The organism is Amycolatopsis sp. WAC 01376, from assembly GCF_003947415.1.
GTDB lineage: Bacteria > Actinomycetota > Actinomycetes > Mycobacteriales > Pseudonocardiaceae > Amycolatopsis.
The window spans coordinates 549,829-562,752 of record NZ_QHKL01000006.1 but is presented as its reverse complement, the minus strand read 5'-3'; the positions used below and the strand labels follow the sequence as shown (position 1 = coordinate 562,752).

The 12,924-nt window shown below is 67.1% G+C and carries 9 protein-coding genes; 2 read left to right on the top strand and 7 right to left on the bottom strand.

From position 1 onward, the window contains the following. The first annotated feature begins 47 nt into the window (after positions 1-47). Both DMH03_RS29585 and DMH03_RS29580 read left to right on the top strand, forming a co-directional pair. Positions 48-740 (top strand): hypothetical protein, encoded by a 693-nt coding sequence (locus DMH03_RS29585; RefSeq protein WP_125795239.1) that lies wholly within the window; start codon positions 48-50, stop codon positions 738-740. Next, entirely contained in the window at positions 737-1,825 is a 1,089-nt protein-coding gene (locus tag DMH03_RS29580; RefSeq protein WP_125795238.1) for a hypothetical protein, read from the top strand. Before DMH03_RS29585 ends, DMH03_RS29580 begins: the two co-directional genes overlap by 4 nt. A 9-nt stretch (positions 1,826-1,834) precedes the next feature. Here the strand turns inward: DMH03_RS29580 and DMH03_RS29575 are convergent, their stop codons facing one another. The 7 genes from DMH03_RS29575 to DMH03_RS29545 form a co-directional block, all read right to left on the bottom strand. Then, positions 1,835-3,088 (bottom strand): CHAT domain-containing protein, encoded by a 1,254-nt coding sequence (locus DMH03_RS29575; RefSeq protein ID WP_125795237.1) that lies wholly within the window; start codon positions 3,086-3,088, stop codon positions 1,835-1,837. Next, positions 3,085-3,333 (bottom strand): hypothetical protein, encoded by a 249-nt coding sequence (locus tag DMH03_RS29570; protein ID WP_125795236.1) that lies wholly within the window; start codon positions 3,331-3,333, stop codon positions 3,085-3,087. The genes DMH03_RS29575 and DMH03_RS29570 overlap by 4 nt, the downstream gene beginning before the upstream one ends. A 1-nt stretch (position 3,334) precedes the next feature. Then, positions 3,335-5,263 (bottom strand): hypothetical protein, encoded by a 1,929-nt coding sequence (locus DMH03_RS29565; RefSeq protein ID WP_125795235.1) that lies wholly within the window; start codon positions 5,261-5,263, stop codon positions 3,335-3,337. Between the two features lie 25 nt (positions 5,264-5,288). Next, positions 5,289-6,800, bottom strand: coding sequence for a hypothetical protein (locus DMH03_RS29560; RefSeq protein ID WP_125795234.1), 1,512 nt, complete (start codon positions 6,798-6,800; stop codon positions 5,289-5,291). A 138-nt stretch (positions 6,801-6,938) separates the two neighbouring features. Further along, positions 6,939-7,637, bottom strand: a complete 699-nt coding sequence (locus DMH03_RS29555; RefSeq protein ID WP_125795233.1) for a Crp/Fnr family transcriptional regulator — start codon at positions 7,635-7,637, stop codon at positions 6,939-6,941. An 85-nt stretch (positions 7,638-7,722) separates the two neighbouring features. Next, positions 7,723-8,415: a Crp/Fnr family transcriptional regulator gene (locus DMH03_RS29550; protein ID WP_125795232.1), complete on the bottom strand. Its 693-nt coding sequence runs from the start codon at positions 8,413-8,415 to the stop codon at positions 7,723-7,725. A gap of 92 nt (positions 8,416-8,507) precedes the next feature. Beyond that, positions 8,508-12,803 (bottom strand): hypothetical protein, encoded by a 4,296-nt coding sequence (locus DMH03_RS29545; protein WP_233611726.1) that lies wholly within the window; start codon positions 12,801-12,803, stop codon positions 8,508-8,510. Between the last annotated feature and the right edge of the window lie 121 nt (positions 12,804-12,924).

The following is a 12,924-nucleotide window of genomic DNA, read 5'->3' as shown; positions in this document are numbered from 1 at the left end:
CACCGCTCTGTGACATCGTGGAGATGACAGGGTGGGAGGAGCTGATCGTGACGTTTCGAGCGGTCTTCGGAGCCAGGAAACGGCATCATCCGATACGGGTTTCCTTCAGTGCCCTGCTGCGGGTGACCGATGACGATCGGTACGTCCTGTTCGATTCACCTGCCCGGCCCAGTTCCTACGGGCCGCCCGGCGGCGTGTTCAAGGTCCATCCTCCCGCCGGGCGGATCCTCGAGTCCTGGGGGTTCCAGCCCGATCGTACGGCCGAAGGTGCCGACCGGATGAAAGGCGACCTCCGGGGACTCCTCCCGGCCGACTCCTTGCGATTCTTCCAAGAATGGTTCGACACCGGCGCGTACCGGGAAACCGCCGCCGAATGCCTGTGCCGGGAGTTGCGGGAAGAAATGTCGGAAGTGGGCATCGGCGCACCGGGATGGTCCCTCGGGTCGCTGACCTTCGATCCGATCCGGACGGTACGGGAAGGACCCGGCGCGGTACCCGGGAAGCCGTATCTGCAACTGCGTAATTTCGAGGTGTACGAACTGTCCACGCGGTCGCCCGAAGCTGTCCGGTTGCGCCGGGAACTGGTCGAGGCCGGACACGACGACAGTTGTCCAGGAGTGATCTGTGCGAGCTTCGACGACATCACGCACGGCCGCCTCGGCCGCGCTCTCATCGCTCCGCAGAGCGCGTTCCTCGCCGGTTCGACGCGGCTCGCCGCCGACCTTCCCTCGCTGCGATGATCAGCATCGTCAGCGGTGACGTGCACCTCGGCGCGGTCCGCTTCGAACCGCCACACACGCGCCCGGCGTCCGCACTCGCCGGCCCGGGGTACTTCGAGGTGCATGGACGGTTCACGCTCGAGCAGGCACGGAGCGAGATGCCGTTCGTGGCGGCGCACCTCGTCATGGGCTTCGACGACCCGCGAATCGAAGTACCGGAAGCGGCGGGCGAGGCCGTCGAGCCGGGCAGCCCGATGGCGGTCGGCGAGCCGCCCGGAGGTTGTGGCTGGCTGCTCGGCGATCCTCTGGGTGACACGCCGATACCGGCAGCCGGAACGGTGCGAGCCCTGCTCCGCGCGCCGTCGGATCTGACCGCGTTGTCGGGATTCCTCCGGCTGGACGCCACGGTCCTGACCGGCCGCGGCCGCCCGCGCCGCGCGCACGGCGGTTGCCCGCCGGTCCGGTTCGAAGCCCTGCCACCGGAAGGCTGGGCACCGGCCGTCGTCTCTCCCGCGCCCACGGCCGGTTTCGCGACACCGGCCGTGCGCTTGTGCGTCGCGGTGGACACCGAGTCCTACAGCCGGTTCACCACGAGCGAAGCCGCTCGTTCCCAGCAACGGCTTCTCGACGTGCTCGTCCATGCGCGGGAACACGCCGGGGTTCGCGAGGCGAACATCGACCTCCAGCACTCCGGCGACGGGCAGTTCGCGATCTTCCCCGCCGGAATCGACGAATCGGTGGTCATCCCCCGATTCGTGGCCGGGCTGCGGACCGCGCTCGCCGCGACCAACGCGGACCTCAGCCCGCATGCCCGGCTTCGACTGCGCGTCGCCCTTCACCGCGGGCATGTGGCCGCGGGGGTCAACGGCTGGATCGGCTACGCGCCGATCGCCGTGCACCGGTTGCTGGACAGCGCTCAGGTCCGCGCCGCGCTCCTGCGTGAAAGCGACGCGGACTTCGCGTTGATCGTTTCGGAAGTCCTCTTCACCGACATCATCGCGGACGGATCGGCCTCACTGGACCCGGCGAGCTTCGAGCCGGTCGAGGTACGGGTACCGGAAAAGAACTTCGCCGAACGGGCGAGGGTGTACGTGCCGGGATGCTGAGAACCTCGCTCAGTGTTCTTTGCGGAACAGCACCGGGACCTCCCCGCCCCGCCCGTGACCGTCGCCGGTCATCATCGACGCTCTCGCCATCCGGTACGCCGGTTCGATCGCCAGTCCGGCCGCCAGCGCCTGATAGAAACCCACACTGAAGTCCATCGCGGACTGGTCCCCGATCCAGCTGCGCATCCCGATCACGTAGTCGATGTGTTCGGACAGCGCCTTCGCCATCGTCTCGCTGTAGCAAGCGTTGACGAGGACGCACTCGACCGTGCCTGCCATCTCCGCGAACAATGCGGCGACCCCTGCCACCGGAAGCGGTTGTTGTCCGCCACCCGCGTTCTCGGCGATGAACCGGCCGTCTTCGTCACCGTGGCCGGAGAAGTGCACGATCCGCGGCTTGTGATCGAGCAACGCCTGAGTCAGGTCCCGGGGTTGCAGCGCTCCGTGATCGTCCAGTTCGAAGCGCTCGCGATGGGCGCTCTTGCGCAAGGTCTCCTTGATGTCCCGGACTTCTCTCGCCAGCCTGAGCCGCTGTTCACTGTCCGGATTCGCGGAGAGGTAGAGAATCCGGATCTGCCCGGAGCCCACCTTCCCCGCCTGACTGACCTGCACCGTGAATCTCCTGGAGATCTGGGCCCGCTGCGCGGCCTTGCCGGTACAGACCGCCGTCACGTGCACCGGCACCTCACGTCCGGCTTCACCTGCCAGCAAAGGAAACTCGAACGGTTCCTGCCCGCCGGGCGGCAACCTCACGAGCTCGACGAAAGTCCCGCCGGGGTCCACCGTGAACGGCCCCCGCAGGCTCACCCTGCCCCATTCGATCGGCGTCTCACCGATGTTGGTCAACGACCCGCGCAGGATGTCCCACTCACCGTGGGCCAGGACCGGCGTGGCCAGCGCGACCTCGAACCGCGGCGGCGGCACCTTGATCTCCTCGACCGGCGGAGCGACCACCAGCGACGCGCTGAAATCCGGAATCCGGCACGCGGCGCCGCGCGGGTCACGGAACGAGAAGTTCGCGCCCGCCGTCCAGGATCCGGCCCGCAACGGACGGACCCGGACGACGCCGCTACAGCTCTCTCCGGGTGCCAGTCTGCCCACTTCGAGCTCTTTGCTGCCGCGCACGGCTGAAACCTGTGGCGGCAACCTGAGCGTGAACACGATGTTGGTGCAGACACCGGCCCCGTGATTGGTCAGCCGGACGGTGAGGTCGGTGGCCCGGCCGACGTTCAGCCCGTCGGTGAGTACCTCTGCCGTGATCATCCTTGGATCCCTTCGAGCAGGGTCGCCCGCACGTGATGCGTCTTGTTGCAGCTGTCGCAGTGCACGGCGGACCGGTTCCCCGGGATCGGCAGGGCATCCGGAGGCGCGGCGAAGGCTTCGTCGATTCCCACGATCGCCTGATGTTCACGGCACAACGGTTTGCCGCAGTGGTGGCAGACCGCGTCGACGGCCACCCCCTTCTTCTCGTCCTCGCGGGCGTTGCAGTCGCCGCATTCCCAAGCCATCTCAGTCCTCCTCTTCCCACGAGCCGCCTTGCCGGTCGGCCTCGGCCTGCTCGTTCTCGAGTTCGGCGTCCAGTTGCCGGAAGAGCTGTTCCGAGATGCGTCCCTCCATCACGGCGGTCCTCAGCTCCCTCCGGCGCCGATGTACTTCGTGCGACCCGGTGGACGCCTCACCGCTGTCCCGTCCGGCGTGCCGAGGCCGATACGAATCGTCCGTGGTGCGGCCGTTCACTTCCGGGCGTTTGCGTTCTTGGAGGGTGTCGCTGACTATGTCGCTCAGCCCGTACCAGACGGACTTGATCCGTTCCTCCATCTCCTCGCTCGCGTAGGCGCCTTTGACCGAGAGACGGACCTTGCTGTTGCCCGCGATCGCGTGGATGTCCCCGCCGTAGATCTCATCGCCCGCGAGCCCGACGTAGAAGTCGACCGGGTAGACGCCTTCGTAGAGTCGGCCACCGATGTCCCAGGCCCGGGTCAGGGCGTTCGCCCGATCCCCGCTGCGAGGGGAATGGCCGATGACCCACTTGACGTAGTAACCGCTTTCGCTCATCGCGTCGGTCAACGCGATCAGTGTTTCGTGGTCGGGGATCACGCCAGGGAATTCACGGCTTTCCGGACACTGCACGAGGTCGTCCCGCTTCTGGTCCGGTACGACCCGTACATCCTGGTAACGCACTCCGCGCAAACTCAGCGAAATGCCGGCCGTGACCTCGGTCTTCACTTCCTTGTCCCGGTTGTCACCGTTCCGGGGGCCGCCCATCGGGTGGTAGAAGTCGACGCCCTCGAGTCCGGAAAGCGCCCCTTTGAACGAGACGACCATGGAACCGGTGATCACGTCGCTCAACTGGATCCGGTCCTCGAACCGCACCGACAGGGTGAGCCGGTGATCGGCCTTGGCCCCCAGCGGCAGCTGCTTCCACTCGATCAGCCGTCCACCGGTCTCCGGGTCCGCCTGGCTGCTCACCGTCGGACCTTCGGAAGCGAATTCGATGTTCCCCCAGGAAACGGGAACGTACAAGGTCAACCGCTCCACGCGGTCCGCCTCGAGGGTCACCTCGTCCGACGGCCAGTTACCGAGCCACTGCAGATCCAGTTGCAGCGCCCGCTGATCCGATTCGGGGACCAGCGCGGGAGTCAGCCACAGGGGGATCTTGTCGACGTCCAGCCCGCCGGACAGCCGGTGAGTGAGCCTGAACCGCCACTTCGCACCCGCTCGGCTGTCTCGTCCGGCCAGGAAGGGATGCTCGCTCGCGAAACCGGACAGCGGAAGCACCGGGGGCCGGAACCCCGGGTCGACGAACTCGAGCCCGGCCCTGCCTGCCAGGACCGCGTACCCGGCCGAGAACTCGATGTCCTGGCTCTCGTCGAGCCGGAACTTGTCGCGGTAGGCGCGGAGGCGGTCCTGATCAGGACGGCCGAAGGTCATGTCCAGGGCGATCTCGCCTTCGACCGGGGTCATGGAACTGTGATAGGCCCCGTGCTCGTCGAGGGCGAGACTGCCCTGCACGACCTCGCGGACCCGGATGGAATCGATACTCGGCACCACCGGCAACGGTGGCCGGTTCGCCAGCGCGGTGGCGACCCTGCGGTGGTTTTCGTACCAGGCCAACGCGCCGCCCGCCAACCCCAAGAGGAGCAGCGCCAGCCCGAGTGGCACCCAAAGGAACATGAGCAGGACACCTAGCGCAGCTGTCGCACCGCCGAGCCAGATGTACTTGTCGATCGGCGGTTTGACCACGTGTTCGTGGTCTTCGCAGTGCTGGGGTTCGGCCTTCTGGAAGCCCAGGTCGCCGAACTCGCTGGTGATGATGGGCCCCGACCGATGCTCGGGGCAGAGTGGGCGTCCACAGTGGTGGCACAGCGCCGCGATGTCCGGTGAACCGCAACGATGACACCGCGGCCGGGGCGCGCGAGCCTGGATCGTGATCGACATTTCTCGGCATTCCTCTCGTGACGGGTCAGTGCGTGGCGCGAATACTGGCGAAGCGGTCCCGGAGGATGGCGTGAAGTGCGTTCATCTCCCGGGTGATCACCCGGCTCGTCCGCGGCAGCGCACCGGACATGAACAACCGGAGCTCGCCACTCGGGAACGTCGTTTTGTACGTCTTCCCTCCGCGTTGGACCCGTCGTTCGGTTTCGTGCCGGGTGCCGTCGACGTACAACGTCAACTTCATCTTTTCCGGCCCTTCGGAGCGTTCCGCCTCCCCCGTCCACTGACGATTCGTCCCGTTGTCCGAAATACTCCGGAATCGGACGGTGAAACCGCGGGTCCGAAGCGCGTTTTCGATATCGGCGATCCGCGCGTCCTCCGGGATCACCTCGTCGAAGTACAGATGCTGATGCGGTTTCAGTGGGCGACGGGCGAACGCGTCGTCGAGGATGAGGTGAACCCGCGAGCCGATCCAGCTGACTTCTTCATGGCCCTCGCAGTCGGCCTTGCGCCCGGCACCGTCGAACACCCTGCTTCTCATTCCCGAAAGCAGGCAGTCCGGGATCTTCACCTCGACCCGGCCGTCCAGGCTCGGTTGCTGGTACAACTCCCCGGGTTGCTCGATCGACAGGAACATCTTCTCGGTGACGAACTCGAGTTCGCCTTCACGCCCCTCCGGTCGTTGCCTCGGCCTCATCGGGATGTTCCGCCACTCGATGCTGCGGCCGACCGGGTTGTAGGTGATCGGCACCGATTCCCGTCCGCTCTCCGGAAGGCTGAGCGTGAGCGCGTGGAGCGAGGTGATCGACGGCCAATCGAGCGCTATCCGGTCGATGACCGGCCTTGGCGCCTCTCGCTCGTTCTTCCACGGCAGGACCAGCCTGACCTGCAGCATGAGCAGGAGGAACGACTCGAAGTTCGGCTGCTGGCTCAGCTTCGCGAAATCCACGCCGCCTTCGCCGCTCATCGGCAATCCCCGGATGTCGCTGATCGTGTCCGGGTCGATCAGTTCGACCTGAACGTCGATCGGGATCAGATCGAGCTGCCCCGGCGCGTAGTCGTGCCTGATCGTGCAAGCGTGCCGGTCACTGCTCAAATCGGTCACCTCACCCGGGCCACCTCCCCCGGTCACTGGGACGCGGATCGGGAGCGAGCCATAGGTGTCGTCGAGGCCCAATCGCTCGCCAAGATCGGTCTGCTGGTGGCGGGCGAAGACCACGTGCCCGATCAGCGCGCTGACCGCCTCGCCGGAGGGCTGCCTGAGGAGGGCGGCCGCGACATCCTCGCAGGCCTCGCGAGTGAAGTGATCCGCCCCATCGAAGGGCACGACGATCTCGATCTCCCCGTCGGGGGCCTGGCTGTGTCCCATCGACGAGTTCCGGGAGATCTCCTGTTTGTAGTAGTACCTCTCGGTCACCTTGACGGTCTCGGGATGGGCGCGGGCGAAGACCTCCGTCCCGGGCCCCGGCCCCGCCCGCCGCGGATCGAACTTGCTGACCACCTTGCGCACGATCTGGAAGCTGTCGCGGGAAGCCGGCATCAAGAACCCTTTCGGCGCGGTCTTGCGTAACACCTTCGCCCGGACGGACGCGCCCGGATGCGGGCAAAGTCCATCGTTTGGCGGTGGCGGAACGATGACGGCCCCACTGTGTGACACAACGCGCCGGGTGACCCCGTACTAGTACGGGATCTCGTCAGAAAGTTCGCCGAATCGCCGCAGACGGTCCACATCGGTGATCAGGACACGGCGATAAAGCCGGTCGAGGGCTCCGCCTTCTTCCAGTTGGCGGAAGGCCTTCTCCACCGAGCTCAGCCCGGTTCCCGCCAATGAGGCGATGTCCTTCTGGGACAACGGAATCGCGAGCCCTTGGCCGACGGCCGGGGACTCGCCCCATCTCCCCGTTACCTCGAGCAGCGTCCTGGCGATCCGGACCGGGGCCGGGCACGCGATCAGATCGACACCTCGGCGGTCCGAACCGCGTAAGCGGCCGCTCAGCACCTTCGCCAAGGCAAGGGAGGTCTCCGGGCTCCGTTCGAGGAACTCCACCAGGTCCCTGCTGTGGATCACTTTCGCCTGGACCGGGACGCACGCGATCACATGCGCCGACCGCGGTCGCCGTTCGAGCGCGGCCATTTCCCCGATCAGGTCGCCCGAGCCCCGGACGGCTATCACCACGTCCTTGCCGCGCTCGGTGTCGACGACGATCTTGACCAGACCGGCGAGGATGAGGACGGCGTACCGCGCCGATTCGCCCTGGCGGACGATGCGCTGATGGGCCGCGTAGGTAGTCGACGTGCCGAGACCGAGCAGTGCTTCCTTGTTCCGGCGACCGAGCACGCCCAACAGGGAACGCTGTGGCCATTCCTCGACGTTCACCGGCTGCACTTTGCCGAATGGATTGCCGCCGAACCCCGTTCTGGCACGGGATTCGGCGGGTTCACCGCAGTCGGGCGGACTCGCCTCAAGCCGGGAGGACCGCGGCCGCCCGCAGCGCGGGTAGATCCATGATCGTCATGCGCCGATAGCCGGTATCGAGGATTTCCCGCCGTCGCAACTCGGTGAGCGATTTGTGCACCGTCGGTTCGGCGGCGCCGATCAACGCGGCGATTTCGGGCTGGGTGAGCGGGAAACCGATCTCCCACCCCCGCGAAGTGTGGGTGCCATAGGCCGAAACGAGGGCGACGAGGACGCGCGCCAGGCGTACCGCGACGTCGTAGCCGCTGAAGTCGACCCGCCGTTCCGTCGACCACCTCAGCTTGGCGGCCATCAGCCTGCCGACCGCGACCGCCGCGTCAGGATGCTCCACGAGGAAACGGTGGAACTCGGCTCGCGGCGCCACCCGGGCGCACAGCCGCCCGACCGCCGTCACGGTGGCCGAACGAGGTTCACCGTCGAACCCGGCCAGTTCGCCGATCAGGTCACCGGCACCCCGGATCGCCAGCAGCGCCCGGCCACCGTCGGCGGTGGTCGCGGTCACCTTGGCACAGCCCTCCAGCAGGAGTAGGACGAACGTCGTCGCTTCCCCTTCGCGTACCAGCACATCCCCGGGCCGGAAGACGCGTCCCGTGCCGATCCGCATGAGGCCCGCGGCGGTCCCGGGGTTCACCGCGGCGCACAGCCCTCGGTCCGGCGGGATCGGAGCGCGGACGGTCATCGCTGATCCCGGCCCTTCCCGAATATCCGATTTCACGCCAGTAAGCTCGCAGAAAATAGCGTAGGCGTTACGGTCCTCCCCGATCGGCCCAATCAGCAGGGGCGGGGCAGAAGTTTTCCGTGTTTTCGTTCCGCTTCGTAAGTCAGTTCTTCGAGGAGCGCCCGTCGCTCCGGTGTCGTTCCCGGTTCGGCCGCTGACCGCAGCAGTCTCGCCGCGATTTCCCTGGGACCGTGCGATTCGACCGGCGTGCACGGCCCCGGCGCCCAGTGAAGGATCGCCTGGCGCGCGGCGGTATCCAGTGGTCCGCCATCGCCCTTCGCCGCGCGGAGCAACGGTTCCCAGTCACCCAGGAATGCCAACCCCGTCGAACGTCCCGCTTCGACGGTGGGATGCAGCCCGGCGGTGTCGAAGCCGGCGAGAGCACGGTGGGCGTCCGCGTATTCTCCCGTTTCCCGGGCGAAGCCTCCCAGTGCCGCCAGAACCCGTGCGTGTGGCGCGATTCCGACGATTCCGTGACGCCCTGTCGAAAACGTCTCCGCCGCGGTGGCGAGCTTACGATTTCCGGCGATTTCGATTACCTCGGGAAGCGCATTCGTCAGCTTTGCCGCCGCGACTGCCAGCACCCAGTCCACGACGTCGTCGCGCCGCTCGAGTACCGCCTCGCGAGCTGCCACGCTCAGCGGCGGGATGGGAGGACAGGTGCCGTCCCACGATGGCGCATACAGCGCCAGTTCTTCGATGGCACCGTCGACGCCGTCGGCGAGAAGGCGGTCCAGCTCGTCCGGCGCCGGACTGGTGTGCGCCATCATCGTGCTCCACGGCCAATACAGACGAGCCGCCAGATCACGGTCGCGGAGGATTCGCGCCGAACTCCTGGTCAGGGCGAACCCCCGGCGCGGGTCGGCCCGCACCACTGCGTGACACAGGGCGGCCAGCCCTTCGATCCGGTCCGCCTCGACGACGGGCGCGAGTGCGATGACCAGTCGCTCCGCATGATCGACGGCAGCGGGCGAAGCCGCCGCGCCGGCAGCGATCAGCAGGAGATGAAGCGGCGACGTGGCCAGGACGGGAAGGACCAGTGCGTCGCGAGACTGCGGATCACGGGAAAGCAGTTGGTGAGCCGACAAAACGGCCTCGGACTCGGGCAATTCCGTCAGCCGGCGAACTGCACCGAGAGACGGCGGCTCGAAGGAGAAGCCGGACAACAGATCACCGACGTCGTAAGCGATCCCGTAGGAGAATCGTCTGGTGATCAGTTCCGCCTGCGAGCTCGTCCGCTCCAGCAGGCGCACTCGCGTTTCATTCGCTTTCCGGATTTCCCGGCTGCCGGACATGGTCGGAAGCCGCGCTTCGACATCGCGGAGACCGCTCGCCGTCAACTCGTCCCGCACTTCGCCCAGTCGTGGTGGCACCACCACTTGGAACCGGCGCAAGAGGCCGTCGGCCGCGAGGGCGACTCGCGGATCACCTGCCTGGAGCAACTCCCCCAGCAGCATCTCGAGGCCCCTGATCCGCGCCGCGCCGATCACCGCGATGGCCGCGAGCACCGTTTCGGCCGGATGTTCCCCGCGCGCCAGGACTTCGCCGAGGACGTGACGAGCCCAGACGGCGTATGCCCAGTCGGGTCCTGCCCGCGTGGCGGAGAGTTCGAGCGCCCCCAGGATCTCGAGCTGAGCCGCGGCAGGGGTTCCGAGGTCGAGAAGAACGCCGGCGAGGGCTTGGCGTGCAGACGGATTCCCGGTCAGCAAAAGGGCTTCCGCGACCGAGCGACAGGTGTGTGAACCCGCGCCGGCATCGGCGAGCGAGGCCTTCCAGTCCCGCACATGGCCGAGCGCCAGTACCGGTCTGAACGCCAGCATCCGCGCCGCGAACCGCGGGTCAGCGGAGATCACGCTTCGCACCATGAGTTCGACGACGGCGTCCGGCGTACTCGGCAACCTCGCCGCGAGGACGCAGATGTCGCGCCACGCGAAGGTCCGCGCCCGATCCTCGGCGAAACCGCCGGACAACGCCCGCGCGGCGAAGTAGTCGCGCTCGGCGAGCCTGAGGAAGCGCACACCGTGCGGCACCGCTTCCAGGATCCCGTGCGCGAGAAGGCCGCCCAGCTCGAAACCCGGCCGGACGGGCTCGGCGGTGTCGACGGCCATGGCCGCCACGGATGCCAGAGTCTTCGTCTCCGCTTCGGTGAGATCGCCCGCGAAATACCGTTCGTACAGGGCACCGATCGACGCGGACGATTTTTCTTTCATCGCGGCCTCGGCGAGCATCGCGACCAGGCCTTGGGGTGCTCCTCCATCGGCGCGATGCGTCTCGGCGAGTGTGGACGCCAGCTCCCGCCGCACGGTCATCGGGATCGGACGCCTGCTCAGGAACCAGGTAATGTCCTCTTCGTCCCAGAGGGCCGGCCTGAGCACCGGAAGCTCGAACGCCCCCGCCGCTCGGCCACCGTCGCGAACGGCGACCGTCAGGCGAACTCGGGGAAAAAGGGTGAGCAGCGAACGAGCCCACTCCGCGATCCGTTCGTAGCCCGCGTCGGGTACCTCGTCGAGGCCATCGAGCAGCAGGTGGACGGCACCGAGCACGAGCGCTTCACGAGGGACGTCCAGGCGCGGCCCCTCCGGATCCGCCAGGAGTTCGGCCGCCGCGAGGAGCAGGGGGAACCGCAGCGGACCGGAGCCCGGCCCGGGGCCGGCGATGTCGATGGCACGCCAGTAGGCCAGCTCCAGCAGCAGACGCGATTTTCCCGCCCCCGGCCCGCCGGTCACCACCGCCGAGTCCTCGTGGTCGGCCGCGAGAGGGAATTCGCCGTGCTCGCGGGAAAGACGGACGATCAGTGCACGCGCTCGGTCGGCATAACACGTCCGAGTGAACCGATCACGCAGTTCGTCGACCTCCGGGGCTGCCAACCCCGGATGTCGCGCATCCACGGCGGCGAGCAGGCTCGCCATCAGCGAAGCCGCTCCCGGCCTGGCAAGGTCGATCGCCGGGGCGACCCTGCTGAAGAGTTCGGTAAGCCGATCCCCGTGGGCGAAGGGGTTCTCGGCTGCCAACCACTCCGTGGCGACCGCGGCGATCGCATGTGTGGCGCGCAACGCCCGCTCGGGGTGCGCGGACCATTTCACCGTGCGGTAGGCCGACAAATGCAACACTGCCGCGTAGTCGAGCCAAGCGGTGTCACCCGGATATAGGCGTTGGGACGCCAACCTCACCTCGTAGAGGATCCGAAAGGCCACGAGGGCCTGATCTTCGAAGAACCCCTCGACGATCCGGTCGAATTCGGCGACATCCGTCGCCACTGTCCTGACTCGGGTGGCGAACGCGAGCGAGCGCTGAATCCGGACGAGGTCCGCGTACGGGATTCCGGCGAAGACGTCACGCATCAGGCTGACCTCCAGCCAGGCGGCGTCCGACAACACCGGCCGGTCCTCGGCCGTCCGCGCGAAATCGATCAGCACCGGACGGCTTTCGACGCACATCACGTTGCGCGCGTTGAGATCGCCGTGCACGACACCGCGCACCCGACCGAATCGCGGATCAGTCAACGCGGGCCTGAGCCCGGCTGCGGGATCCGCCGTCCGGACACCGTCCGCGACGACCGCGCCCTCTTCCCGCTCAAGGGAAGCGAAAGCGCCATCGAGTGTTCGGCGCTGTTCGGAGAACCTGCTCCGGATCACCCGCCCGGAAAGAACAGCGTACTTGTCCTGCCCCGACGTTTCGACCCGGACTTCAGAGTCCCCGAAATCCGCGATCCGGAGCTCTTGCCCGAAGATGAATTCACCATGTCCAAGAGAAACTTCGAGAACGTCCTCCGCATAGATCGGTTCTCCTGGAACCGTTCCGGCACTGAGGACGAGATCAGGCCCCAAAGTCGGGTTGAGATCCCGCAAGCTCCGCGAAGAAAAGAATTCCCTCCGGTTGTGAAACGGAGTGGCCATGTGAGCGAAGAGATCGCCGATCACCCGCCGGACGGCCGATACCGAGGCGAAATCTCCGAGCGCCGTCCGGACGAGATCCTCCAAGGTCGGCACCGCGGCCTGCGGCCTGCCCGCGTACTCGGCGACGTGCGTGTACACAACGGCCTCGATCTCGCCGTCACGCTTGCTTCCGATGTCCAGGGCACCTTGCGTCGCCTCTTGAATGGGAGCGCACACCGCTGCCGGATACGGAACGAGCAACCGCCGGTAATTCCCGTACTCGGCCGCCATTTCCTCGGCGGCGCCGATCTTCACCACACGCTGCCGGTACTCCGCACCCGCACGCAGGGCGACTTCGAGCACGAATGCCCCGCTCCGGCCGCCGTCGATCACTCGAGTGATTTCGATGCTTTCGACAGGTCCTTGCCAGCCCTGACCGGATCGGCCGATCCGGTGCAGCGCATGCCAGAACATGCCTTTCCGGCCCGGCGGTATTTCGACGTTTCCCGAAAGGATCTCGACGTTGGCCACCTGAACCTCCCCGGCGAGGCGCCATGCGTAGGGTGACACCCTAGCGAGATCCTGGTGCCTGGCA

Excerpts from the sequence above, each read along its gene's own strand:
- DMH03_RS29580 (WP_125795238.1), top strand. The coding sequence starts at position 737 with ATGATCAGCATCGTCAGCGGTGACGTGCACCTCGGCGCGGTCCGCTTC.
- DMH03_RS29560 (WP_125795234.1), bottom strand. The coding sequence starts at position 6,800 with ATGCCGGCTTCCCGCGACAGCTTCCAGATCGTGCGCAAGGTGGTCAGC.
- DMH03_RS29545 (WP_233611726.1), bottom strand. The coding sequence starts at position 12,803 with ATGTTCTGGCATGCGCTGCACCGGATCGGCCGATCCGGTCAGGGCTGG.
- DMH03_RS29550 (WP_125795232.1), bottom strand. The coding sequence starts at position 8,415 with ATGACCGTCCGCGCTCCGATCCCGCCGGACCGAGGGCTGTGCGCCGCG.
- DMH03_RS29565 (WP_125795235.1), bottom strand. The coding sequence starts at position 5,263 with ATGTCGATCACGATCCAGGCTCGCGCGCCCCGGCCGCGGTGTCATCGT.
- DMH03_RS29570 (WP_125795236.1), bottom strand. The coding sequence starts at position 3,333 with ATGGCTTGGGAATGCGGCGACTGCAACGCCCGCGAGGACGAGAAGAAG.
- DMH03_RS29575 (WP_125795237.1), bottom strand. The coding sequence starts at position 3,088 with ATGATCACGGCAGAGGTACTCACCGACGGGCTGAACGTCGGCCGGGCC.